Source organism: Bacillus cereus group sp. N24 (genome assembly GCF_016483345.1).
Lineage (GTDB): Bacteria > Bacillota > Bacilli > Bacillales > Bacillaceae_G > Bacillus_A > Bacillus_A toyonensis.
The window spans coordinates 194390-218527 of record NZ_JAEHCA010000005.1 but is presented as its reverse complement, the minus strand read 5'-3'; the positions used below and the strand labels follow the sequence as shown (position 1 = coordinate 218527).

The window sequence follows — 24138 nt, the reverse complement described above, 5'->3', positions numbered from 1 at the left end:
TCGCATTATGCAGATGTTTTTGTATCAAGTACAGTACCGTCTTGTAGCACCAATTTCGGTGGCTCATTATCAGCTACTGTTTCTTTCGTAAGAATACACTTCTCGATATCTTTGCGAGATGGAAGTTCAAACATTACATCAAGCATTAAGCCTTCAATAATAGAACGAAGTCCACGAGCACCTGTTTTACGTTCAATTGCTTTTTTCGCAATCTCAATCAGTGCGCCTTCTTCAAACTCTAACTCAACATCGTCAAGCTCCAACAGTTTTTGGAATTGCTTAACAAGTGCATTTTTCGGTTTCGTTAAAATATCAACAAGAGCATCTTCATCAAGTGGCTCTAGGTTCGCAATAACTGGAAGACGACCGATAAACTCTGGAATTAAACCAAATCTTAAAAGGTCCTCTGGTAATACGTGAGATAGAACATGCTTTTCATTTACATCAGCATTTTTCTTCTCTGAACCAAATCCAATTACTTTTTCACCAAGGCGACGTTTAATAATTGGCTCAATGCCATCAAACGCTCCACCACAAATGAATAGGATATTCGTTGTATCAATTTGAATGAATTCTTGATGCGGATGCTTACGACCACCTTGAGGTGGAACGCTTGCTACAGTACCTTCTAAAATTTTCAGAAGTGCCTGCTGTACACCTTCACCAGATACATCACGTGTAATTGATGGATTTTCGGACTTACGTGCCACTTTATCAATCTCATCAATATAAATAATTCCTTTTTCCGCTTTTTCTACATCATAATCAGCCGCTTGAATTAGTTTTAGTAAAATGTTTTCTACATCTTCCCCAACGTATCCAGCTTCTGTTAAAGATGTTGCGTCCGCGATTGCAAATGGAACATTTAAAATACGCGCTAATGTTTGTGCCAATAATGTTTTACCACTACCTGTTGGCCCAATAAGTGAAATATTACTCTTCGCTAATTCTACATCATCAATTTTGCTGTTAGAATTAATACGTTTGTAATGGTTATATACCGCTACCGCTAGTGCTTTTTTCGCGTTATCTTGTCCGATGACATACTCATCTAAGATTTCACGAATTTCTACCGGTTTCGGTACATCTTTGAATTCTACTTCTTCGTCCTTCGCAAGCTCCTCTTGTACAATTTCAGTACAAAGCTCGATACACTCGTCACAAATGTAAACACCTGGACCTGCAACTAACTTTCGAACTTGCGTTTGTGTTTTACCACAGAAAGAACATTTTAATTGCCCTTTTTCATCATTAAATTTAAACATATTTTCACACCCCTTACAAAGTGCTAACCTCTTGCCTTCGTATGTACACGATAAATGTATCGTATGTAAATACATATTATGTCACTACGTAGCGAGAAATACAAATAATATGACTAGTTATGTACAAATAAAAAGTTTTTAAAACTTTTGAAATATGTATATTCGACTTATAAAGGAACTTTTCCTTCTTCATCGAAAAGTTTTATAAATATATTTCTATATTTATAAAACAAGGCACGATTAAAATCGCGCCTTGTTATTTTATTATGCAGCGTTTTCTACTAAGAAGTCTACAGCTTTACGCACTTTAAGATCTTCAGATAAAGCGTCTGCGCTTCCAAGAGCTTGCTTGATAGCGTCTACTGGCATACCGTACATTTCAGCCATTTTTTCAACTTCTGCAGTTACTTCTTCTTCAGTAACTTCGATGTTTTCAGCTTCAATGATAGCTTCAAGAACAAGATTGATTCTTACACGTTTTTGTGCATCCTCTTTCATTTGCTCTTTTAATTTGTCAGCATCAGTACCTGTGAATTGGTAGTAAAGCTCAAGGTTCATACCTTGTTGGCTTAAACGTTGCTCGAATTCACGAACCATACGATCTAACTCAGTGTCGATCATAGCTTCTGGAATATCGATTTCAGCGTTAGCAGCAGCTAATTCTACTACTTCGTCACGTACTTTGTGCTCAGCTTCGTGCTTTTTGCCTTCTTCTAAGTTTGTACGAAGTTTTGTTTTTAATTCATCAAGAGTTGCAACTTCTTCGTCAGCCTCTTTAGCGAACTCGTCGTTTAACTCAGGAAGTTCTTTTGTTTTGATTTCGTGAATTGTTACTTTGAATGTTGCTGGTTTGCCAGCTAATTCAGCAGCATGGTACTCTTCTGGGAATGATACTTCAACGTCTTTAGACTCACCAGATTTAAGACCAATTACTTGCTCTTCGAAACCTGGGATGAAAGTACCAGAACCGATTGCAAGAGAATAGTTTTCGCCTTTTCCGCCTTCAAATGCTTCGCCATCAACGAAACCTTCGAAGTCGATTACAGCTGTATCACCATTTTCAATAGTTCCTTCTTCTTTAACAACTAGTTCAGCTTGACGCTCTTGTAAAGCTTTTACTTCATTCTCTACATCTTCGTCAGTTACAGTTGTTTCAACTTTCTCTACTGCTAAACCTTTGTACTCACCTAATTTAACTTCAGGTTTCACTGTAACTTTTGCAGTGAAGATAAGGTTAGCATTTTTTTCGAACTTCTCAATATCGATTTCAGGATGAGCAACTGGGAAGATACCAGCTTCATCGATTGCTTCACCGTATGCTTTTGGTAAGATGATATCTAAAGCATCTTGGTATAAAGATTCGATACCAAAGCGTTGTTCGAATAACGGACGAGGCATTTTTCCTTTACGGAAACCTGGTACGTTGATTGTTTTTACTACTTTTTTGAACGCAGCGTCGATAGAGTTGTTTACTTCTTTAGCATCAACTTCAATTGTTAAAACGCCTACGTTACCTTCTAATTTTTCCCATTTTGCAGCCATTTATTCTTTCCCTCCAACTATAATAATGTATGCACATACCTCTATAGATTAAAATATTCATTATCTCTCTTTCGAAATAATAAATGTACAAATAATCCTCTAGCAAATGCTTTCAGATATAATGTTCCAATCTACTAGTTGTCTAAAAGACAACTACGGTATATTTTGTTCGAGACTAATATGAAACATATTAAGTAAGAGAATTACACTTCTCTTCTCTTACAAACAGGCAGATTTCTGCCTTTTGCAACCCTTACATTATAACATAGAATATGCTCGTTTCAAGAACTGAACGATTCTTTTTCATAATTATACGGGCAAATATCCTTCTCTTTCAACACGCAATAACCATTGATAGGCAATATGAAACTCTTCTAATTCAATATTATATGCTGTCATAAGTTCTTCTTCATCAATAGCCAATCCGAAACGTTTTCTTCCAATTCTCTCTAAAACAGCAGCCCAAATCTCTACTTTATCCATTAATAGTGCAAATGGGAAAACGCTAATTTGTAATTCTTTCCAATACGCAACCATCGCACTAAATATATCGGGATAATTTTGCTCCAATCGGCTTGATAATGTATGTATAATGTTATCGGATTGCTCCTCATTATGACCTGTAAATGCTGGAATCACTTTAACTATATTTCCAAATTTCTCTACTTCCATCTCTTCTTCTACTTGATTTTCTATCATTTTATACAAAATAGAAGTTTTCAAATAAGGATGTTGCTTTTCGTCTATTAAAAATTTCTTTAAAACAGGTAATGCAAGATCCAAGTCTTTTAACGAAATCTGTTGAATCGCTCTCAGCTTTTGCCCAAAGTTTTCTCCAAAAATATCCTTAGTAAATTCATCCAATTCGAAATTTGAATCAATTAGCGACGTGTCTTCTTCATTTAGCATACCTTCTGCAAATAAAGCGAGTTGCGCTAATTTTTCCTTTTGCTCAGGCTTTATATCTTTCGTTCGCAAAACTTTTTCAACAGTTTCAATAACGCCTTCATAATCATTTGTTTGAACTAAAATCGTCACATACGTTTCAAGAATATCACCAAATAAGACAGCTCCTGTTTCAAGCAGCTGTTCACATTTGTCTTTCGCTTCTTCCATACGTTTTAATTCCAGCAAACAAATAACGGAAGCTAATTCCGTTTGTTCCGTTTCTGCATTATACTGACGTAATATTTCAAAGCAGCGCAATGCATCTTCGAATTCCCGCTCTTTCAGTGCTAAAAAACCTTCATCAATATAGCGTTCTGATAGTTGCGGAAACAATACGACCGTATTTTCTTTTTTATCCATACGTCCGCCTCTTTTTCTAGATTTTAATGATCTTCAAAGTAAATATATCAAATGCGTAATAAGAACACAACAATCTAAAACCTTTTGTTTGAAATATAAAAATATTCTATTTTTATATTTCAATACAGCTAAATCTTTATTAAAAAATCAAAATTATACAAATAAAAATCCTCAGCAACAGACGCAGAGGATTCATCATTAATGGAAAGCTTTTATAATTGTGGGGTATATTACAAGGGTAATAATTTGGAGAACAATAATTGCCATAACAATCATGCTAAAATAGAAGATTGGCTTACTTCGCTTCATTAAAAACATAATAATAAGCATCGTGCAAGCAAACAAACTTAAGAAAAACAAACTCGTTGTCGAACTAAGTATACCACTCGGGACAAAGAACAATAACACTACACTACAAGTACCTATAATTCCAAATAACCATTCCATTCATTCACTCATTCCCTTTCCCTCTCATGGTAGTTTTTTTTACTAAGCGATTAAATGTTTTACAACATCAACTACATACGTTAATTTCTCATACGCTACAAATCCAAAAGCAACTGTTAAGCCTGTTACAACTAATCCCTTCATCATTTCTTCCTCCTCGTTTTATCGTTGTTACCTTCATTATAAAAGATTAGCAATTTCTTACCATCGAACTACCTTACAGTTACCTTACAGAATTGTAAGATTTCAAAAGGGTTAGAAAAACACCTCCTATCGCTTGAGGTGCTTTCATGGAATTTCTCTATAATCACTTGCAATATTAACTTTTTCTCTTGATAATTTTTCGGAGAATCAACTCTCAAACTAATGGATTTATTAAATAATTTAGGATCGAAATAATATTCGTTATTTTTCTTAACTTACCTTCAAATATTTTCGCCTTACAAGAAAACATTTTGTTAAAATCATGTTAATATATTTTTGTACAATTAAGAATTTAAAAGGGGGATTATATATGTTTAAAAAAATGGCTGCAGATGTATTAGGACTAAGCGATGTAGGGTCTGTCATTACACCGAAAGATTACGATAAGGTTGATGCTGATGATTACGTGATGCATGAAGATGGAGAGAAAATTTATTTTCTAATTAAATCAAAATCAGATGAATATTGTTTCACAAACAAAGGATTAATCCACCTAGATGGCACAAGCGCAACAAGTAAAAAACGTACACTACGCCGCTTTAGCTATAGTAAATATCAAATTAAAAACGTAGCACTTGAAACTGCCGGAACGATTGATTTAGATGTAGAAATTAAGTTTCAAATGGGAGATGAGCATTATTCAATTGATGTTCATAAAAAACACATTGAAGAATTAAAAGATTTATATAAGGCTTTACTTAAAATAGAAGAAATTTCATACGACAACGATATTACATTGCAGTATGCACATAAAAGTCTAGATATGGCATCTAACACTTTTAGCCGTATTTCAAATGCACAAGTAAATTTAGCAGAGCAATTTAAAGAGATGAATGAAATCGCCTTTAACTGGCTCGTTGATACGAAGAAACAATATAATGTGAAAGATTATGGTTTTGTCTTTGAGAAGTTTATTAATAACTAAACAAAAAACCTTGTTATCAAAAGATAACAAGGTTTTTTTAGCGTCCCAGGAGAGATTCGAACTCCCGACCGTACGCTTAGAAGGCGTATGCTCTATCCGGCTGAGCTACTGGGACATGGAGCGGGTGAAGAGAATCGAACTCTCGACCAGAGCTTGGAAGGCTCTTGTTTTACCACTAAACTACACCCGCATATATTATTTTATTTTTCTTCGTTAGCGCTGTTGCCCTATCGACAATATTTATTATATGTATATCCATACATAAAGTCAACACCTTTTTTAAAAGAGGATAATTTTTCTTATCCTCTTTTAAAAACTGCTTGTTCAACTAGTTGTCCGTCTAATGTTTCAAAGCGAACATCTATATGTTTTTCATTCATTTCTAATAAGGCAAATGTCTTTTCTACACGCTGACGTGGTAATAAAATACTTCCTGGATTGATAAATAAAACTCCATCAATAAATTCCGCACCTAATACGTGAGAATGTCCGAAGCATGCAACTTGTGCCCCCACTTCTTCTGCATAGTACGCTAACGTTTGTAAAGTCATTTTCACGTTATGACGATGTCCATGCACAACTAAGAAGCGAATGCCATCTACGTCAGTTACAATTTCATCTTGAAAGTTAGCATAATCACAATTTCCTTTTACAACATGGAAACCTTGCAGTTCTTCATGAGCAGGCGTTAACTCCGAATCACCACAATGGATCATGACATCTACTTTCCCTTCATAATTCTCTTTTAACTGCTGTAATTCCTTCACAGAGCTATGACTATCGCTTACGATTAAAGCTTTCATCAATCTCTCTCCCTCATTCTCCTAAAAACCATTCCGGAATTTTTTCTTCTAACTTACGAAGAGCACGTCCGCGGTGACTAATGGCATTTTTCTCATCTGAACTTAGTTCTGCCATCGCTTTTTTATATTCTTCTACATAAAAGATTGGATCATATCCAAAGCCGTTTTCCCCGCGGCGCTGTTCTAAAATGTACCCTTCACACGTTCCATTCACAATGACCGGTTCTTTATCCGCTTCTGGGAATGCAACTGCTAATGCACAGTAGAAACGCGCTTTACGTTTTTCAAAGTCAATTCCATTTAATTCTTGTAACACTTTATCCATGTTCGCTTGATCATCTTTCGGCTCTCCTGCAAACCGGGCTGAATACACGCCTGGTTTTCCGTTTAGAGCATCTATGATCAGACCTGAATCATCCGCAATTACGATAGAATCCAACTGTCTACTCAAACTATCTGCTTTTAAGATTGCATTTTCTTCAAACGTTTCACCAGTTTCTTCGACTTCTTCAATATGAGGAAAATCGTGTAATGATTTCACTTCTAAATCAAAGCGCTCAAATAACTCAGCAAACTCACGCACTTTCCCCATATTTTTTGTCGCAACAACAACCTGTTTCATATTTTCCACCTCTACTCTATATGAGATACGATGTCACCTAACGCTTCTTTTTGCATGTCAATTAGTTGGAAAATGCCTTGTTCCGCAGCATCAAGTAGTTCATTTAACTGTGTTCTGCTAAACGTCGCTTCTTCTCCAGTTCCTTGCACTTCGACAAACTGACCTTTTCCAGTCATAATCACGTTCATATCAACGTCCGCTTTAGAATCTTCTGCATAGTTTAAATCTAAAACAACACCTTGCTCTTCCACAATTCCTACTGACGTTGCTGCTAAATAATCTTTTACTGGAATTTTAGATACTTTTTCTGCTTGTAATAACTTCTCAAACGCTAATACCATCGCTACATATGCACCTGTAATAGAAGCTGTTCTCGTTCCACCATCTGCTTGAATAACATCGCAGTCAATCCAAACTGTTCTCTCGCCAAGTGCTTCTAAGTCAACTACCGCACGTAATGCTCGTCCAATTAAACGCTGGATTTCCATTGTACGTCCAGTTACTTTCCCTTTACTTGACTCCCTGATTGTACGTTGTTCTGTTGCACGCGGAATCATCGCGTATTCAGCTGTTACCCAGCCCTTTCCTTCCCCGCGCATAAACGGCGGGACACGCTCTTCAATTGTCGCTGAGCAAATTACCTTTGTATCCCCAACTTCAATTAATACTGATCCTTCTGGGTGTTTTAAATAATTCGTATGAATATGTATATGGCGTAATTCTGTTTTCTCTCTACCATCTACTCGCATAAAAATAACCTCCTCATAACTACTTGTTAGTATAGCCAAATTTAAATGTATGATATGTATACAATAAAAGAAGGGGAACCCAAAAAGCAATTCCCCTTTCTTACTTAAGTATATCAAATTATCCACGATTAAAAACTACCTGTATTCACGTTTTCTGGACGATCTACAGGTTTTATTAACTTTCCGCCCTTTTCATCTATAAGATTTGCTTTACCATTTACTTCAATAGAAACACTTTTTACGCCTTTCTTTTCTGTCAAAGATAAAACTAACGACTTCAATACGTAATTTGAAACCATATTTTTATCTGGGTTTACAAATATATTTTCATTAAAGTTTAATGTTAGATTTCCGTCTTGCAATTTCGGATTCGTAATAAGCTTAACTCCTGGATTAAAATCATTCAGGAGCGATTGATGAATCGGTCCTTTTACAAGTTCATCTATAATGGCTGCGTAATCATTTTCTTTTCCTTCTACAACGCGGCGTGTTACCGGTACATAATATTGCTGTTTATTATTATTTTGCGCCATAAAGTAAAGCGTAACTGGTTTTGTATTTGTTACATCTGCTACTTGTTCATCATCAAAGTTAATACCATTCGCACGACTCACCCCTTCTCCAAGCGGTGTACCCGCGACAGGCATCTTCGCTAACTTTTCACCATTTATCTGAAACTGCACTTGTTTTATTTCTTTAAATTGAGTCAAAGTCCACGCTACTGACTCAACAATTTGACGCTCTTCTTCTTTTGCATAGTTTTTCATTTCTTTAGAGAAATCAATTACTGCTGTCCCATCTTTTTTCAAATCTAGAGTCATCGATGTATTTGCTGGAATGACTGCACGGAACCCATTCGGTAATAAATCAGTTACCGGCCCATCTTTCACAAGGTATTCTAGCGTTTGCTGTATTACTTCATTCGCTTTCGGAGTAGGCATTGCGATTGTTTGCGGTACAACATATCCATTTTTATCAACTAAGTATATTTCTCTATTTATCGTTTGCCCTTGTTTATTTTTAGCCGTCCCTTTCTTTTCACCATCTGTATACGTAACTTTTTTTGGTGGATCAATTTGTTCGGTCGCTTTCTCCTGATTTATGAAGCCGCACCCTGTTAATAAAACAGCACTTACCGTAGCACCAATAACCCATTTAAAAGTGGATTTAGGCATGCCTTCCCCCCCTAAAAACTAAGTTTGTACTATTATGTATACGAGCTATTTCACGTTTTAGAACAAGCTGTGCTTCTTATAAAGTGAAACTTTAATCAGCAGGGTCTTACTGCCCGGCAAATAGCGGGATAAACAAAAAACCCCTAATTTCTCAGGAGTTCACTTATATGAATTCTACTATTATTATTCTTCTAAATGAATATGCTTCACATTTTCAATCGGCTGACCGAACCATTTTGATGCAATTTCTTTAAATAGACCTATTTTCCCTGTTGTTAAGAAGAGATGATCACTTTGTTCCTCTCCCTCATTCAACATTTTACTATGATATAAAATTGTACTTACTTCACGCGCTGTTTCATCACCAGAACTAATTAGTTGCACTTTATCTCCCATTACCTTTTTAATAACAGGACCTAAAATTGGATAATGTGTACAACCTAAAATAAGTGTATCAATATCGGTATTTTTCAGCGGTTGCAATGTTTCTCTTACAACTTCATACGCCATTTCACTTTCGAAATTCCCACTTTCTACAAGTTCGACGAAAGGCGGACATGCTAAACTTTCTACCATAACACGGTTATTAATAGACTTTAACGCTTCTTCGTATGCACCACTTTTCACCGTTCCAATCGTACCAATAATCCCAACATGATACGTATTTGTCACTTTTAAAGCTGTACGTGATCCTGGGTGAATAACTCCCACTACCGGAATTGGTAATTGTTTCTGCATTTCTTCTAATACAACCGCAGTTGCTGTATTACACGCAATAACTAACATCTTGATATTTAAATCTAGTAAATGCTCCGTCATTTCCCACGTAAATTGACGCACTTCTTCTCGAGAACGTGGACCATAAGGGCAACGCGCTGTATCCCCTAAATATATAATACGCTCTTTCGGCAACTGACGAATTAATTCCTTCGCTACAGTTAAACCACCAACTCCTGAATCGATAACACCGATTGCTCTATTCAACTTCATCACCCGTTTTCTCATTCATCATCTTATTTTATCATTATATTTTACACACTTTAAGTTCGCTCACTTAAACTGCTTCTGTATGAAAATTTTCATTTGTACCTGTATAGACTAGGACCTTTTTTATTTTGCTCCTTTTTTTCATAATTTGCAAGACAGAAAAATAACCGACCTTCTATACGAAAGTCGGTTTCTTCTATATAAAGTGCATGTTTACCTCGCTATTTGCCGGGCAGTAAGACCCCCACTAATTAAAGTTTCACTTTATTGCTCCATCTTTTTTTGGAAAGAAGACATTCCTATTAATAAGAAGAAATGAGCAGAAATTAAAATGACGATTAAACTAAAATTCAAACGATAACTATTTGTAGACTCTATAATTTTGCTCGCTACAGCTGGTCCAAATGCCATACCGAAAAAGTTAATTAAATTATATAAACCAAGTCCCACTCCAACTTTAGCTGGATGTAATGTTTTCGGTATAAATGTGTTTAATGATACTTGAATAGCTGAATAACTCATAAATGTTAAAATAATCGCTACTAAAATAACAATAAAGCTCTCGTTCGGAATAAACCCTAAAATTAAAAAACCAACGATCATAACTACAGACGCTATATTAATCAGTCTCACATTCCCAAACGAAGGAACAATCTTTCCGGTAACAAAACTAGATACAATACCAAAGAGAGATGCAACAAACAATACAATCCCGATAACGAACGGAGATAAACTATGCTCTCTCCCTAGCAGTAATGGTAATAATAACAAACTAGCACATAGCGCCACATTAATTATAAATCCAACCGCAATTAAACGAAGAAATGGTTTATTCGTAAATAACTCAATATCAATAAAGGGATTCTCCGCGTTCTTCACACGAACCGTGAATAAAAATAAGAAAGCAGCAGATAGCACAAATAGCCAACTATTCATATTTACACCTAATAAAACGGTCGCAATTAATGCAAATAATAACACCGCTCCAATATAATCAAAATGAAACGCTTCTTCCGAATGCTGTGATTCTTCCGGCATAAATTTCACAAGTAAAAAAATTCCAACAACTGAAATAACCATAAATAAAAATAAATACGGCCATCCTAACGTATTCGTAATTGCTCCACCAACTAAAGGACCGATACCAACTGCTAATGCAATAGAAGAACTAATCATTGCTAGCACACCCGCTTTCTTAGCAGGATTAACTAATTTTGCCACCGCAATCATACTAAGCGCAATAAACGCCGCTCCCCCACTCGCCTGCACTAATCTTGCGAAAATGATAATCGCATAAGATTGATTTACAAATCCAATAATTGAACCAGCTACAAATATGATAATGGAAGTTATTAATAGTTTTTTTACACTGTAACGGTCCGCCAGTTTCCCATATATTATCGAACCAATACCGACAACTAAGGAATACCCTACTACAACCCAACTGACTTTCGATTGGCTAATCGACAAATCACTAGCAATATCTTCTAACGCTACATTAAATAAAACCGCGTTCATCGGTCCTAATAAAACGATAAAACATAATGTGAAAACAAACCATTTTGAATGGTTACTTATATCTTCCCCCATGTGTAACACCTCTCCTGATTGTAGTAACTGCAAATGAAAAAATACAGTTATTTAGCTCCTCTATCACCACTAAACAACTTCATTAAATATATAAATTTATCGCGCGACAAATTGAATTCGAAACATGTATGTTGTTCGATATGCATGGAACTATCATAGTTTCAGCATTACAGTTTGTCAACGAAAAATATACAAAGTAAACTAATTTAGTGTTTTTAGTTTACTTTGTTCAAAAATTATTATACACTAATTTCGAATCCGATATAAGGAGGACTGACATGGTTATTCAAATTTGCAATTTCTAACTTAATAAAATGAAGTAAATAAAGAACTTTTATATAGAAGAAACATTACAGGAGGATTATGATGAAGAAAAAAATGTTAGTTGTGTTAACGAGCGTAGAAAAATATCCAAATTTAAATCGAGCTACTGGACTTTGGCTTGGTGAAGCTGTCCATTTCGTTAAAAAAGTTGAAGAAGCTGGTTACGAAGTAGATTATGTCAGCCCACAAGGTGGTTATACACCGATTGATCCGCATAGTTTAGCAATGGCGGAGAGCATCGATTGGGAATGGTATCAAAAGAAAGAGTTTATGAATCGTCTCGGCTCTACAATGAAACCGAGTGAAGTGAATCCAGAAGACTATGCTCTTATTTATTACGCAGGCGGTCACGGTGTGATTTGGGACTTCCCAGAAAATAAAGAACTTCAAATGATTAGCCGCAACATTTATGAAAATGGCGGAATTGTTTCCTCTGTTTGTCACGGAGCTGCTGGTTTATTTCATATCACATTAAGTAATGGGGAACGTTTAATTAGCGGTAAAAAAGTAACAGGATTCTCAAATGAAGAAGAAAAACTAGCTGAATTGGATCAATTTGTTCCATTTTTAACAGAAGATGAACTCATTAAAAATGGAGGGCTTTACGAAAAAGCTGCGCAGCCTTGGGAAGCTTACGCTGTAGAAGATAATCGTGTTATCACTGGTCAAAATCCAGCTTCAGGTGGCCTAGTAGCTGAATTCGTATTACAACACGTAAAAAATAACATGTAATAAAAAAGCAGGTTTTCCATTCGTATAGGAAAACCTGCTTTTTTACGAAATCATTTGCAAAATAGCAATAATTTCTTTTTCAATTTCAGAATCATCAATTGCTTCTATATAGTCCGGCTTAAAAAGTTGATACTTCTTTAATTGATAAAAATCCAGTATCGCTTTCTTTAACGTAATATCGTATTGAATACAAAAAGAATGATCTATAATACGCCTTAACATCACATCATCTTGTACCATAAATAATTGCGCATTCATTTTATTAAAGTATCCTTGTCCCATACCCGACTCAAAAAACATTTGTAAATTACGATTACGATTTTGTTGTGCAGCGACTAACTGATCTGACAAATGCGGATACGCTTCTTTCAAATCTTGCAAAAAGATATCCGAAATATACGTCACACATTTTAAAGAATGGATAAACGTCTTTTGGAAACGTTCTGCAAAGGACAGACTTTCATCTTGATTATCCGCATCACCTTCAAGAAGATAGTTTATGAAATCCTCTACTACCGCTTCAATAATCTCATCTTTCGAAGAAAAACGTTTATATAAAGTAGCTTTACTAATATCCATATATTTCGCGATTTCATCTATTTTTAATTGGCTAAAACTCGTTTTTCGAATAATAGGCTTTATTTTATTAATATAAGTATTTGCACACGCAACTTTTCTCATTTAAAAGAGCCTCCCCTTTTGTTCATACAAAATAGTATAGCAAATTCATGAATGATTATAAATGAAGTTATTATACTCATTATGTCTTTTTAGTTTATTGTATTTTCAATCTACACTATACAAAAAATGTTCCTTTCGCAATAAAATACCCACTCCCTTTATTAGTAGCGGGTATTTTTTCTATAATTTATTTACAGCTCTTCTTATAGCTTTACCTATTTCCACACTAGACTGCGGATTTTGCCCTGTAATTAAACGACCATCCACTACAACATGTGGCGTAAAATTAGGAGCTACATAAAACAAGGCCCCTTCTTCTTTCAATTTACTTTCTAGCAAAAATGGAACTCGCTTTTCTAAATGTACAGCTTTTTCTTCATCGTTTGTATAACCTGTTATACGCTTACCGGCAACAAAAAATGAACCATCTTTATTTTTCACACCAACTAAAGAACTTACCCCGTGACAAACAGCCGCTACGATCCGGTTATTGTTATACATATTCTCAATTAAATTTGCTATATATGGATTACCTGAAAAATCTACAATCGCCCCGTGTCCACCACCAAATAATACCGCATCATACTCTGAAGAATGGACAGTTGAAATCGCCCTCGTATTTTGCAATAAAGAAGCGACATGCTTAAATTCACGAGGTATGCCATTCGGAATAGACACTCTATCAATCGGTACTCTTCCGCCTTTTATAGAAACAATATCAACATCGAACTTAGCTTTTTTAAATAAAAGATAAGGAGCTGCGAGCTCTTCCAGCCACAAACCAGTCGGGTGTCCATTCATATCATGAGCACTTGTTGAAACTAACAGTATCCTTTTCAACATATCCCCTCCTTATTACCTATTTATGTATGAAACGTTTTTATCATTCATATAGCACGTGAAACAAACAGAAAAATAGCCGACTCTTTTTATAAAAGTCGGCTGCTTTCTTATAGTTCGAGCTCTCCCATGCGAAGAAGCTCAACAACTGCTTGTGAACGTCCTTTAACCCCTAGCTTTTGCATTGCGTTTGAGATGTGATTGCGTACTGTTTTTTCACTAATAAAAAGTTCACCTGCAATTTCCTTCGTTGTTTTATCTTGAACCAGTAATTCAAATACTTCTCTCTCTCTCTTTGTGAGTAAAGGTTTAGATTGATACGCTTTTTCCTTCAACTGGTATAACCCTCCTTGCTTAAGCCAGAGCCGTGTATGTGTAAGTTGGGTGTTTATTTAGTCAAGATATTGTATGAACGAAATGTGCAGGTGGTGAATAAAAATGGGCTTTATTTCCTATGTTATTTTAGACTTTTATACAGTGCGTACACTCTTTTTATCCACTTACTTTCCGACGCGCCATATTTGTTCTAGCAATATACTTACAACAGTACCTACAAATAAACCATTTCCGAATATATATTGCATAACAGACGGCAATGATTGAAGTGCTCCAGACGGTAAAAACATAACGCCGCTGCCAAATAATACTGCAACGCCTAAAATCGTTACATTCCTTTCACTCATCGGCACTTGTTTTATATTATTAAATCCAATTCCAATTAACTGTACGAACGAAGCCATTAAAACCGCAGATGCAACAGCAGATGGTAAAGATGCTAAGTAACGAATAATACTTGGAAAAAGTGACATTACGACTAGTAACGCACATGCCATTAAGAACGATCGTATATATTTTTGCTTTGTTAAGCGTATAAATCCTGCCGTTGCTGGTAATGGAACGACACCTACAGTTGAAAATACAGAAGAAATGATATGTGAAATCCCTCCAACCCATGTACCATCTTTCAACTGTTTTTGTTCAATAGTCGCTTTATGAATGGTAGCTTGATTAATCGCTATAATAGCTGCCACTGTATTTGAAACTAAAATACATACCATAACGAAACTTGATATTGCCATACCTGTATTCCATTTTGGAAGTCCCCAAGCAAATATATGTGGAAGTTGTACAAAATGAGTTACTTGAGATGGGATTGTCACTTTCCCTGCAATGAGAAAAATAATCCACCCACTAATTAATCCTATTAAAACGGCATAACTTTTAACGAAACCTTTTCCAAAATTAGATAGTATAATAACGGACAGAAATATACTAAACGCGATTATTGCTGTAAATCCATCAATTTGAGAAATAGTAGCTGTAATTCCTAGCATTCCTTTTAAAAATACACCACTTAATTGTAAACATAATAAAAGTAAAAAAGTCCCTGTCACAACCGGCGTAAATAAAAATAAAATACGTCCAATAAAACCAGTTACTCCTAATCCTATTAAAATAACACCGGAAATGATCATTCCTAATTCCAAAATTTGCAGTGTACTATGTAATTGATCCTGCCCGACGGTTGCATAAGCAAGTACGGTAAATACACCAACCCAAGATCCAGCTGGCCCATCCGCAATTGGTAGTCTATGTCCAATCCATCCTTGTAAAAAAGAAGATATACCAACTACAAAAAACGTACGCTGCATTAAATAAAATATTTCTTCCGTCGTAAGATGAAATAACCCTCCAACGACAATTGGTAGTGCGATTGAATTCGCTAATAAAAATATAAACCATTGCAAAGTTCCCATAAAATGATTTTGGTTATGTTGATTGTCCAAATTTTTCATCCCTTCTAGCTTTCCTATACGAAATATATTGTAAGAATAAAAAAGAAGAGTTCTATATTCTCAATTAGAACCCTCCTCAAATTATTTAAACGATTCTTCTACACAAGATTATTTAATCCCACCTCATTTAAACTTCCAACAACAATATCCCCTTTATACACGACTAAACGCATTTCTGTTTGACGCGCTACCGCTTCAGCAGTACATGTTGCATTCGTTAAAACAAAGCTCGCTTCATCTCCTACATTTGGCCAAGCTCGTTTCCCTTCCTTGTTTAACGTTTCTTTTCCTCCCGTAATAAAGCGAAGTGCTTTTCCTAAAGACCTTTCGTCACTCCACCCAAAACGCTCTGCTAATCGATTTGCCTTTTGAAGCATATCGCCAGTTCCAAACGGCGACCAATGATCTGTAATACTATCATTTCCTAATAAAACTTTAACACCTTTTTTATCTAATAATGGAATTGGAATTACTTGTTTACCAATTGGCACCGTTGAAGTAATATCAATACTTAAAGCTGCTAGTCTTTCTGCCACTTCTTCAGCTTCTTTATCAGTAACACCACCAAGTCCAAGCGCATGACTAATTGTTACACGACCTTGCCACCCTGCTTCTTCTGTCAAGCTTGCCAACCTCTTCATCGTAAACGTTCCTAGATTATTCGCATCATGCAAATGAATATCAACATCTGCATTAAATTCTACTGCGATATCCATAATCGTATGTAATGATTTTTCGATATCATTATCCACTGTAGCTGGATCCACTCCACCGACTAGATTCGCACCCATACGCATCGCATCTTTCACAAGTTGTACAGAATTACTGCGCAATAATCCATGTTGCGGAAAAGCAACGATTCTACCAGACATCCGATTTTTATATGTTTCTAATGCAGCTAACGTCGCCTCCAAATTATGAAGTCCAATAATTGGATCAACATTACAATGCGTTCTAATATTCGTTGTACCATTTCGAAGTAGTAACTCTAGCATATTTTCCGCCCTGTCTTGAGCAGTTGCTAATTGCTTTGGCAAAATCTTCTCTTCTTCGTTAAAACGTGTAAAAATACTGTCTGCTGGCATACAAGCTTTCCAAGGCCCACTATAATATGTTTTATCAATATGAATATGCATCTCTTCGAAAGACGGTAAAATTAATAAGCGATTCGCATCAAGAGTTACTATCCCTTCCTCTTGAACAATCCCTTCTATAATTTTTTTAATTCGTCCATCTTCAATGAGTAAACTACATAATTCTGTTTCTGTTCGTGAAATTGCCCCTTCTTCATATGTATACCTTGATTCAAGCATTACATTAGTCAACCAATATACTGTCATTTCTATCTCCCCACCCTTTATTAAAAATCGCCTCATACCTCTTACTATAATTTTAATATCCGCTGAAAATTAAGACAATTAATATGATCGTTTCTCTAAAAAAATGTAATACAACCTCATAGTCTTCTCATAAATTTCCATATAGAATAGAAGTATATAGCTTCATATAAAAAAGGAGTTGATCGTTATATGTCAAAAAAATTATGTAAATCCGAAACTGATAAAATGCTATTTGGTATATGTGGTGGTTTAGGAGAATATTTTGATATTAGTTCTACTCTCATTCGTATCCTTTGGGTCATTGCTATTTTATGTTTTGGAACGGGATTTTTAGTTTACTTTATTTGTTTATTACTTATGCCACGTTCGTACTAATGGCATCACTTCCTATACTTAAGAAGAGCATATAAAAAATCACCTATAGAATTCTATAGGTGATTTTTTCATGAAGAATATTTCATCGTTAAATGTAATACAGCCACTTCATCTTCTTCATTTTTATAGCTATGTTTCTTATTCGCTTCAAATTGAATGGAGTCGAACTCGTTTAATTCGTATACATCATTCTCCACTTGAATGGATACTTTCCCTTTCATTACCGTTACAAGCTCAATAGCACCTTCATGATGAGCTTCCGGTTCATATATACTATTCGCTCTTAAACAAGCACGGTGCATTTCCATTCCTGTTTCTTTCGTGTAACGGAACATCGTTTCTAAATGCCATGCTTGTCCTACATCTACTGCAAATCCTTCTCCGCAGCGCGCAACAGCTACAGGTTCTCCAACAACCATTAATCTCGATAAAGGTATCGATAACCCTTTCGTTATTTTCCAAATGACAGCTAACGTTGGATTCGTTTCACCTCTCTCAATTTTCCCTAATGTTAATTTACTAACTCCTGTTTTTTGGGCTAATTCTTCTAAACTTAATTTTTGTTCATTTCGAATTTGTCTTAATAGCTGACCTACTTGCTGAATGACTTCTTTCGTTTGCATATCTTCATGTTCTTTCATCTACAAAACCACCTTAAAGTATAAAATAGTTTACTTTTATCACCTTAAAGTATATTATACTATACATAATTATTTATTTCCAAAAGGAGTGTTATATTTAATGCGTGCAATATTATTAGGCCTCTTATCATCAGCCTTTTTTTCTGCAACTTTTATTATTAATAGAGCAATGAATGTATCTGGAACGAGCTGGGCTTGGACAGCTTCCTTCCGCTTTTTATTCGCTCTCCCTATTTTATTCCTTATCGTTTTATTTCGCAAAAACTTAGGTGGGTTATGGGCAGAGTTAAAAAAACATCCATTCGCATGGATCGGATGGGGTTCCGTTGCAGGGATTGGTTTCTATTCTTTATTAAGTTTCGCAGCTGTCTTCTCTCCGGCTTGGCTCGTTGCCGGAACTTGGCAAGTTACGATATTAGCAGGTTTACTTTTATCACCACTATTTTTCGTAAAAATAGAAACGAAGTCAGGTACAAAACTTGTACGCGGAAAAATTCCGCTTCGTAGTTTATATGTAGCATTATTTATTTTACTAGGTGTAATTTGTATGCAAACAACTGCAGCTGGACACATTACAATAACTCAGTTCATTTCAGGGTTTTTACCTGTCGTATTAGCTGCTTTCTTATATCCGTTCGGCAACCGAAAAATGATGGAACTTGTGGGGGGACGTCTTGATACATTCCAGCGTGTATTAGGAATGGCAATAGGCAGTCTTCCTATTACAATTTTACTTGGTATATACGGATTTTCTACTACTGGTATTCCAACATCCAGCCAAATGCTGCAAGGGTTTTTGTTAGCTTTATGTTCCGGCGTTATTGCAACAATGACATTTTTCTTCGCCACTGACTTAGCAAAAGACAACCTCGCTTTACTTGGTGCCGTTGAAGCAACACAAGCTGGAACGATGGTCTTTACAGTACTTGGTGAAATTGTGTTCTTGAACGGTTCATTCCCTGGTGGCCTTTCCCTATTTGGAATGATTATTATTATGTTAGGAATGGTTGCAAATAGTATTTTAAACCGTTCTGTTCCAGTCATTAAACAGAAAAAGTCAGCATAAAAAAAGATATGGTTCTTCTTCATAGAACCATATCTTTTTTATTGTCCCCCTATTTCGCCTTATCAGAATAGTATTTCATTGGCTGTTTATACTAAAACCTATGTTATAATACGTTTCATGCGCATTAATAGGAGGTAAATTATGTTAAAAAAAGCAATCGCTGAATTTATTGGTACATTTGTACTTGTATTATTCGGAACTGGAGTAGCTGTCACTGGCGGCGGTATTGAAGGAATTGGAACATTAGGGATCGCTATGGCTTTCGGTCTATCTATTGTAGCTATGGCATATAGCATTGGAACAATTTCTGGATGTCACATTAACCCAGCAGTATCGGTAGCTATGTTCATTAACAAAAGAATGAACGCTATGGAACTTTGTTATTATGTATTAGCTCAAATTTTAGGTGGTTTATTAGGAACTGCAACGTTAGTAACGATTTTACGCTCTGCTAAAACACCTTTAGATAATTTAGGACAAAATGGTTTCGGAACTCTTGGTTTATCTGGAGCATTTTTAGTTGAGTTCGTTTTAACTTTCGTATTTATTTTAGTTATCATGGCTGTAACAGGTAAAAAAGGAAGTTCTTCTTTAGCGGGACTAGTAATTGGTTTCACATTAGTTTTAATTCACTTATTAGGAATTCCTTTAACTGGAACATCTGTTAACCCTGCTCGTAGTATCGCACCAGCTTTATTTGTTGGTGGAGAAGCACTTTCTCAACTATGGGTATTCATCGTAGCACCAATTCTTGGTGGTATCGTAGCAGCTATCGTAGGTAAATTCATTTTAAATACTGAAAAATAGAATTTTTAATATTTCTGAATAAAAAAAGGCGAGCCCTCATTATGAGGAAGCTCGCTTTTTTATTCTTTTATTTTAGACTTTAAATTTGTAACTAATTGCTCTACCGTTACATTTGCAAGTACGTTTTCCATCGCTTCTTGCGCTTGCATTAAAATAATTTCTAATACTGATTGAATATTAGCTCCTACTGGACATTCAATGTTGGGATTTTCATGGAAGGAAAATAGATGTCCTTCTTCTACAACTTCCACTGCTTTATATACATCAAGTAATGTAATTTCTTCTAAATCACGAGCAAGTGTCGTACCACCTTTACCGGCTTGTACATCAACAAGTCCTGCTCTCTTCAACATTCCTGTAATGCGACGAATCACAACTGGATTTGTATTCACACTACCAGCAATCCATTCAGAGGTACAGCGAGAGTTTCGATCTATCGCAAGTAAAGTCAACATATGAACACCTACTGTAAAACGACTACTAATTCCCATCTGCACACCCTCCTTTGTATTCATTCTATTAAAAGACAACTCTTACTATTATATACTATTTTTAATTTATACATAAAGAAAAAGCATGATTTCAATAGAAAATCATGCTTTTCTCTCATTATTGACGCTTAATAAATTTTGCTAAATCTTTAAATTTCACTTTGTCTGAGTAATTCATTACACCATTTACATAGATACGACTTGTAACAGCGTTTAATATACCAATCGTCGCCAATAAGACTACTAATGTTATCGTAATTTCTAACATGCCTGCTTCACCGGCTACAATACGTGAGAAGGTAACCATCGGTGTAAAGAACGGAACGTAAGAACTTACAACAACGATAGTACTATTCGGATCACTTAATGATTTAATACTAATGAAGAATGCAGCCATAATTAAAATCATTATCGGGAAAGATACAGCTTGTAAATCCTCCGTCTTAGAAACAACAGCGCCAGCTGCAGCGTACATCATCGCATAAAGTAAATATCCCGTAATGAAATAAACAAGGAACATACTTATAACTTTTGCATCTAATTTTGTAAAGTCAATTGGAATTCCAAATAATGAGGCGTTTTCTAAATCGACCCACCCTAACAAATAAGGAATAAGATAACCGCACGCTAATATGACCAGTTGTAATAAAGCTGTTGAAACAACTGCTAATATTTTCGCATACATCATCGTAAGCGGTTTTACTTTCGGCAGCATGACTTCCATTACACGTGACGCCTTTTCTGATGCAATATTCATTGCAATTGTATTTCCGAACGCGACAATAAACATATATAAAGCAAATGTAAAGAAATAGGCAATTCCGAAAGAAGAAGAGCGATCTTTTATTGCTTCTTGTTTCACTGAAATTTCAGTTTGCAATTGCTGTGCAATTTCTGGTGAAACATTATGCTTTGCAATTGTCACCATTGTATATTGTTGTTTGAAATAACTTGCCATGATTGCAGAAGTTGCTTGGCTAGGAAATCCATTATACATATACGTAACCTCTGGAGCTCCATTCTTTTCTATTACATGAAACAAACCATCCAGCTCACCGTCTTCTACTTGTTTATGCAGTTTATCAAAATCTGCTTTTGAACCAACCGTTATTTTTGCTGATGGTAATAGCTTAGTTAACTCTTCTTTTTGTACGTTGTATGTGGAACTTTCTGTTACAACTGCAATTTTATCTTTATCCTTACTTTTATCATTCCCTGAAGTAAAATGATTAAATGCAAAAATCCCAAACACAACTAAAAATAATATCGCACTCGTAATTAATGATTTTTTAGATAAAAACGCTTCTCTAAAATAAAATGAAAATACATGAGAAAATTTACGCATCGTTATTTCGCCCTCTCTACAAAGATTTCATTTAACGTCGGCTCTAACATTTTAAATTGGCGCAAGGTAACACCTTGTTCTTGCAATTGTTGTAAAATCTTTAGAGCTTCTGCATCGTCTTGTACTTTTATATAAAGAAGGCCTTGTTGTTTTTCATATGAAACATGTATAGCTTCTAATCCCTTTTCATTCTCAGCTGTATCTTCAATCGTTAAATTACGGAAACCATATTCTTTCTTAATATCACTTAACTGTCCTTTGACAACTGCTTCGCCTTTTTTCAAAATACATACATGTTGGCAAAAAGCTTCTACTTGTTCCATACGATGACTGGATAAAATAATTGTCTTCCCGCTCTGTACTTGTTCTTCAATAATACTAGCTAACATCCCAGCATTGACTGGGTCAAGTCCGCTAAACGGTTCATCTAAGATGAGAAGTTCAGGATTATGAAGAAGAGCAGCAATTAATTGAATTTTTTGCTGATTCCCTTTTGAAAGCTCTCCTGCCGTTTTAAATTTGTATTCTGGAATTGCTAATCGCTCTAACCAGTGGTCAATGGCAAGATCTACTTCTTTTTTCGTCATTCCTTCTAATCTACCAAAATATCGCAGCTGGTCTATTACTCTACTTTTTGTATATAAACCTCTTTCTTCTGGTAAATAACCAATCGTTACCCCACTAGTCCCAAATGATTTTCCATCCCATGTAATAGAGCCTTCATTAGGCGTTAATAATCCGAGAAGCATTTTGATTGTAGTTGTTTTCCCTGCACCATTTCGTCCAAGTAATCCTAGCACTTCACCTTTTGGTAACGAAATTTGCAAACCGTTAACTGCTTTTGATTCCCCAAATAGTTTCGTTAAGTTTTGAATTTGTAAACTCAAAGTATAAAGCCTCCCCTTTATTATCATTCGTACTCTCTTTCAAAGATTATGTTTATTTAGGATAAAATATAGCACTACGCTTCATCCTCTTATATATAACATTACCTTTAATCCATCATTTGTTCTATTTAGTTAAAATTGTAAATAACAAAGGTTTATTTGTCAATTATAATTGTCATTACGACAATAAAACCTGTCAAAATGACTATCATTATTTTGCTCATCTTTCTAATATAGGACACACTACTATATATACAAAAGACAATATGCAAATGTTCATAAAAATTTTTTATATTTTAATATATAATATAAGATGATTTTCTAACATCAAGGAGGATACATATGAAGATGAAGAGGGGCATTACCACTTTATTATCTGTAGCGGTTCTATCTACATCGCTTGTAGCATGTTCAGGAACGACAGAGAAAACAGCGGCCAAAGAAGAAAAAGTAAAATTAACAGAACAGCAATTGATGGCTGATTTATGGTATCAAACAGCTGGTGAAACGAAAGCACTTTACTACCAAGGGTACAATATCGGTCAATTGAAGCTGGATGCAGCTCTTGCAAAAGGGACAGCAAAAAAACCTGCTATCGTACTTGATTTAGATGAAACTGTTTTAGACAACAGTCCTCATCAAGCAATGAGTGTAAAGACAGGAAAAGGCTATCCTTACAAATGGGATGATTGGATTAATAAGGCTGAAGCTGAAGCCCTTCCAGGCGCAATTGATTTCTTAAAATATACAGAGTCTAAAGGTGTAGATATTTACTACATCTCAAATCGTAAAACGAACCAACTAGATGCAACTATTAAAAATCTTGAGCGCGTAGGTGCTCCTCAAGCAACGAAAGAACATATATTATTACAAGATCCGAAAGAAAAAGGGAAAGAGAAACGCCGTGAACTCGTTTCTCAAACACATGATATTGTCTTATTCTTCGGTGATAACTTATCTGATTTCACTGGTTTTGATGGTAAATCGGTAAAAGATCGCAATCAAACAGTTGCAGATTCAAAAGCACAATTTGGTGAGAAATTCATCATTTTCCCTAATCCAATGTACGGCGATTGGGAAGGCGCTTTGTATGACTATGATTTCAAAAAATCAGATACGGAAAAAGATAAAGTCCGTCGTGACAACTTAAAATCATTTGAAGCAAAATAAAAGAGGATGGCATTTGCCATCCTCTT

At 35.4% G+C, this 24138-nt stretch carries 25 protein-coding genes, 2 tRNA genes and 1 pseudogene; 6 read left to right on the top strand and 22 right to left on the bottom strand.

What is annotated here, in order from left to right:
- Positions 1-5 precede the first annotated feature (5 nt).
- From clpX to JDS95_RS32110, 5 genes and pseudogenes are all read right to left on the bottom strand, one after another.
- A complete protein-coding gene (clpX, locus tag JDS95_RS10740; protein ID WP_000472286.1) occupies positions 6-1265 on the bottom strand; it encodes an ATP-dependent protease ATP-binding subunit ClpX in 1260 nt (419 codons plus the stop codon).
- A gap of 264 nt (positions 1266-1529) precedes the next feature.
- On the bottom strand, positions 1530-2807 hold the full coding sequence (tig, locus tag JDS95_RS10735) for a trigger factor (RefSeq protein WP_000729257.1): 1278 nt from the start codon (positions 2805-2807) through the stop codon (positions 1530-1532).
- Between the two features lie 309 nt (positions 2808-3116).
- A complete protein-coding gene (locus tag JDS95_RS10730) occupies positions 3117-4115 on the bottom strand; it encodes a hypothetical protein (protein WP_199690461.1) in 999 nt (332 codons plus the stop codon).
- A gap of 198 nt (positions 4116-4313) precedes the next feature.
- Entirely contained in the window at positions 4314-4562 is a 249-nt protein-coding gene (locus tag JDS95_RS10725; protein ID WP_001983650.1) for a hypothetical protein, read from the bottom strand.
- A gap of 288 nt (positions 4563-4850) precedes the next feature.
- Positions 4851-4963 (bottom strand): annotated as a pseudogene (locus tag JDS95_RS32110) (group I intron-associated PD-(D/E)XK endonuclease); the annotation flags it as partial.
- Between the two features lie 113 nt (positions 4964-5076).
- On the opposite strand from JDS95_RS32110, the gene JDS95_RS10720 reads away from it, so the two are divergent.
- On the top strand, positions 5077-5691 hold the full coding sequence (locus tag JDS95_RS10720; protein ID WP_000473870.1) for a PH domain-containing protein: 615 nt from the start codon (positions 5077-5079) through the stop codon (positions 5689-5691).
- A gap of 41 nt (positions 5692-5732) precedes the next feature.
- Here the strand turns inward: JDS95_RS10720 and JDS95_RS10715 are convergent.
- From JDS95_RS10715 to JDS95_RS10680, 8 genes are all read right to left on the bottom strand, one after another.
- Positions 5733-5806, bottom strand: a tRNA-Arg gene (locus JDS95_RS10715).
- A gap of 1 nt (position 5807) precedes the next feature.
- Positions 5808-5881, bottom strand: a tRNA-Gly gene (locus tag JDS95_RS10710).
- 109 nt (positions 5882-5990) lie between these two features.
- Positions 5991-6494, bottom strand: coding sequence for a metallophosphoesterase (locus tag JDS95_RS10705; RefSeq protein WP_000645520.1), 504 nt, complete (start codon positions 6492-6494; stop codon positions 5991-5993).
- Between the two features lie 13 nt (positions 6495-6507).
- Positions 6508-7116, bottom strand: coding sequence for an XTP/dITP diphosphatase (locus tag JDS95_RS10700; RefSeq protein WP_000815931.1), 609 nt, complete (start codon positions 7114-7116; stop codon positions 6508-6510).
- An 11-nt stretch (positions 7117-7127) separates the two neighbouring features.
- On the bottom strand, positions 7128-7865 hold the full coding sequence (gene rph, locus JDS95_RS10695) for a ribonuclease PH (RefSeq protein ID WP_001261767.1): 738 nt from the start codon (positions 7863-7865) through the stop codon (positions 7128-7130).
- A gap of 128 nt (positions 7866-7993) precedes the next feature.
- Positions 7994-9040 carry a GerMN domain-containing protein gene (locus JDS95_RS10690; protein ID WP_085450563.1) on the bottom strand — a complete coding sequence of 349 codons (1047 nt, stop codon included), beginning with the start codon at positions 9038-9040 and terminating at the stop codon, positions 7994-7996.
- Positions 9041-9223: 183 nt separating this feature from the next.
- Positions 9224-10030 (bottom strand): glutamate racemase, encoded by an 807-nt coding sequence (racE, locus tag JDS95_RS10685; RefSeq protein WP_000773999.1) that lies wholly within the window; start codon positions 10028-10030, stop codon positions 9224-9226.
- Between the two features lie 261 nt (positions 10031-10291).
- A complete protein-coding gene (locus JDS95_RS10680; RefSeq protein ID WP_199690459.1) occupies positions 10292-11617 on the bottom strand; it encodes an MFS transporter in 1326 nt (441 codons plus the stop codon).
- A 366-nt stretch (positions 11618-11983) separates the two neighbouring features.
- On the opposite strand from JDS95_RS10680, the gene JDS95_RS10675 reads away from it, so the two are divergent.
- On the top strand, positions 11984-12673 hold the full coding sequence (locus tag JDS95_RS10675) for a type 1 glutamine amidotransferase domain-containing protein (protein ID WP_085450561.1): 690 nt from the start codon (positions 11984-11986) through the stop codon (positions 12671-12673).
- Positions 12674-12715: 42 nt separating this feature from the next.
- Here the strand turns inward: JDS95_RS10675 and JDS95_RS10670 are convergent, their stop codons facing one another.
- The 5 genes from JDS95_RS10670 to JDS95_RS10650 form a co-directional block, all read right to left on the bottom strand.
- Positions 12716-13354 (bottom strand): TetR/AcrR family transcriptional regulator, encoded by a 639-nt coding sequence (locus JDS95_RS10670; RefSeq protein WP_001233002.1) that lies wholly within the window; start codon positions 13352-13354, stop codon positions 12716-12718.
- 180 nt (positions 13355-13534) lie between these two features.
- Positions 13535-14197 (bottom strand): type 1 glutamine amidotransferase domain-containing protein, encoded by a 663-nt coding sequence (locus JDS95_RS10665; protein WP_002045125.1) that lies wholly within the window; start codon positions 14195-14197, stop codon positions 13535-13537.
- A gap of 107 nt (positions 14198-14304) precedes the next feature.
- Entirely contained in the window at positions 14305-14529 is a 225-nt protein-coding gene (gerE, locus tag JDS95_RS10660) for a spore germination transcription factor GerE (protein WP_000659484.1), read from the bottom strand.
- A 165-nt stretch (positions 14530-14694) separates the two neighbouring features.
- Entirely contained in the window at positions 14695-15990 is a 1296-nt protein-coding gene (locus JDS95_RS10655; protein WP_002045124.1) for a purine/pyrimidine permease, read from the bottom strand.
- Positions 15991-16088: 98 nt separating this feature from the next.
- Positions 16089-17330, bottom strand: coding sequence for an amidohydrolase family protein (locus JDS95_RS10650; RefSeq protein WP_000219578.1), 1242 nt, complete (start codon positions 17328-17330; stop codon positions 16089-16091).
- A gap of 189 nt (positions 17331-17519) precedes the next feature.
- Here JDS95_RS10650 and JDS95_RS10645 point away from each other — a divergent pair, with 189 nt between their 5' ends.
- Positions 17520-17705 carry a PspC domain-containing protein gene (locus JDS95_RS10645; protein ID WP_000038412.1) on the top strand — a complete coding sequence of 62 codons (186 nt, stop codon included), beginning with the start codon at positions 17520-17522 and terminating at the stop codon, positions 17703-17705.
- 68 nt (positions 17706-17773) lie between these two features.
- Here JDS95_RS10645 and JDS95_RS10640 read toward each other — a convergent pair whose 3' ends face one another.
- A complete protein-coding gene (locus JDS95_RS10640) occupies positions 17774-18346 on the bottom strand; it encodes a helix-turn-helix domain-containing protein (protein WP_000658048.1) in 573 nt (190 codons plus the stop codon).
- 100 nt (positions 18347-18446) lie between these two features.
- Here JDS95_RS10640 and JDS95_RS10635 point away from each other — a divergent pair, with 100 nt between their 5' ends.
- On the top strand, positions 18447-19412 hold the full coding sequence (locus tag JDS95_RS10635) for a DMT family transporter (protein WP_001201643.1): 966 nt from the start codon (positions 18447-18449) through the stop codon (positions 19410-19412).
- Between the two features lie 141 nt (positions 19413-19553).
- Positions 19554-20219, top strand: a complete 666-nt coding sequence (locus JDS95_RS10630; RefSeq protein ID WP_000913214.1) for an aquaporin — start codon at positions 19554-19556, stop codon at positions 20217-20219.
- A gap of 59 nt (positions 20220-20278) precedes the next feature.
- On the opposite strand, the gene JDS95_RS10625 is transcribed toward JDS95_RS10630, so the two are convergent.
- The 3 genes from JDS95_RS10625 to JDS95_RS10615 form a co-directional block, all read right to left on the bottom strand.
- Entirely contained in the window at positions 20279-20710 is a 432-nt protein-coding gene (locus JDS95_RS10625; protein ID WP_000512996.1) for an Rrf2 family transcriptional regulator, read from the bottom strand.
- A gap of 118 nt (positions 20711-20828) precedes the next feature.
- Positions 20829-22055 carry an ABC transporter permease gene (locus JDS95_RS10620; RefSeq protein ID WP_001224992.1) on the bottom strand — a complete coding sequence of 409 codons (1227 nt, stop codon included), beginning with the start codon at positions 22053-22055 and terminating at the stop codon, positions 20829-20831.
- A 2-nt stretch (positions 22056-22057) separates the two neighbouring features.
- A complete protein-coding gene (locus JDS95_RS10615; protein WP_000058105.1) occupies positions 22058-22942 on the bottom strand; it encodes an ABC transporter ATP-binding protein in 885 nt (294 codons plus the stop codon).
- 342 nt (positions 22943-23284) lie between these two features.
- Here JDS95_RS10615 and JDS95_RS10610 point away from each other — a divergent pair, with 342 nt between their 5' ends.
- A complete protein-coding gene (locus tag JDS95_RS10610) occupies positions 23285-24112 on the top strand; it encodes a 5'-nucleotidase, lipoprotein e(P4) family (RefSeq protein ID WP_000782780.1) in 828 nt (275 codons plus the stop codon).
- Positions 24113-24138: the final 26 nt, after the last annotated feature.

Coding starts and splice junctions, on each gene's coding strand:
- clpX (WP_000472286.1), bottom strand. CDS start 1,265: ATGTTTAAATTTAATGATGAAAAAGGGCAATTAAAATGTTCTTTCTGT.
- tig (WP_000729257.1), bottom strand. CDS start 2,807: ATGGCTGCAAAATGGGAAAAATTAGAAGGTAACGTAGGCGTTTTAACA.
- JDS95_RS10730 (WP_199690461.1), bottom strand. CDS start 4,115: ATGGATAAAAAAGAAAATACGGTCGTATTGTTTCCGCAACTATCAGAA.
- JDS95_RS10725 (WP_001983650.1), bottom strand. CDS start 4,562: ATGGAATGGTTATTTGGAATTATAGGTACTTGTAGTGTAGTGTTATTG.
- JDS95_RS10720 (WP_000473870.1), top strand. CDS start 5,077: ATGTTTAAAAAAATGGCTGCAGATGTATTAGGACTAAGCGATGTAGGG.
- JDS95_RS10705 (WP_000645520.1), bottom strand. CDS start 6,494: ATGAAAGCTTTAATCGTAAGCGATAGTCATAGCTCTGTGAAGGAATTA.
- JDS95_RS10700 (WP_000815931.1), bottom strand. CDS start 7,116: ATGAAACAGGTTGTTGTTGCGACAAAAAATATGGGGAAAGTGCGTGAG.
- rph (WP_001261767.1), bottom strand. CDS start 7,865: ATGCGAGTAGATGGTAGAGAGAAAACAGAATTACGCCATATACATATT.
- JDS95_RS10690 (WP_085450563.1), bottom strand. CDS start 9,040: ATGCCTAAATCCACTTTTAAATGGGTTATTGGTGCTACGGTAAGTGCT.
- racE (WP_000773999.1), bottom strand. CDS start 10,030: ATGAAGTTGAATAGAGCAATCGGTGTTATCGATTCAGGAGTTGGTGGT.
- JDS95_RS10680 (WP_199690459.1), bottom strand. CDS start 11,617: ATGGGGGAAGATATAAGTAACCATTCAAAATGGTTTGTTTTCACATTA.
- JDS95_RS10675 (WP_085450561.1), top strand. CDS start 11,984: ATGAAGAAAAAAATGTTAGTTGTGTTAACGAGCGTAGAAAAATATCCA.
- JDS95_RS10670 (WP_001233002.1), bottom strand. CDS start 13,354: ATGAGAAAAGTTGCGTGTGCAAATACTTATATTAATAAAATAAAGCCT.
- JDS95_RS10665 (WP_002045125.1), bottom strand. CDS start 14,197: ATGTTGAAAAGGATACTGTTAGTTTCAACAAGTGCTCATGATATGAAT.
- JDS95_RS10655 (WP_002045124.1), bottom strand. CDS start 15,990: ATGAAAAATTTGGACAATCAACATAACCAAAATCATTTTATGGGAACT.
- JDS95_RS10650 (WP_000219578.1), bottom strand. CDS start 17,330: ATGACAGTATATTGGTTGACTAATGTAATGCTTGAATCAAGGTATACA.
- JDS95_RS10645 (WP_000038412.1), top strand. CDS start 17,520: ATGTCAAAAAAATTATGTAAATCCGAAACTGATAAAATGCTATTTGGT.
- JDS95_RS10640 (WP_000658048.1), bottom strand. CDS start 18,346: ATGAAAGAACATGAAGATATGCAAACGAAAGAAGTCATTCAGCAAGTA.
- JDS95_RS10635 (WP_001201643.1), top strand. CDS start 18,447: ATGCGTGCAATATTATTAGGCCTCTTATCATCAGCCTTTTTTTCTGCA.
- JDS95_RS10630 (WP_000913214.1), top strand. CDS start 19,554: ATGTTAAAAAAAGCAATCGCTGAATTTATTGGTACATTTGTACTTGTA.
- JDS95_RS10625 (WP_000512996.1), bottom strand. CDS start 20,710: ATGGGAATTAGTAGTCGTTTTACAGTAGGTGTTCATATGTTGACTTTA.
- JDS95_RS10620 (WP_001224992.1), bottom strand. CDS start 22,055: ATGCGTAAATTTTCTCATGTATTTTCATTTTATTTTAGAGAAGCGTTT.
- JDS95_RS10610 (WP_000782780.1), top strand. CDS start 23,285: ATGAAGATGAAGAGGGGCATTACCACTTTATTATCTGTAGCGGTTCTA.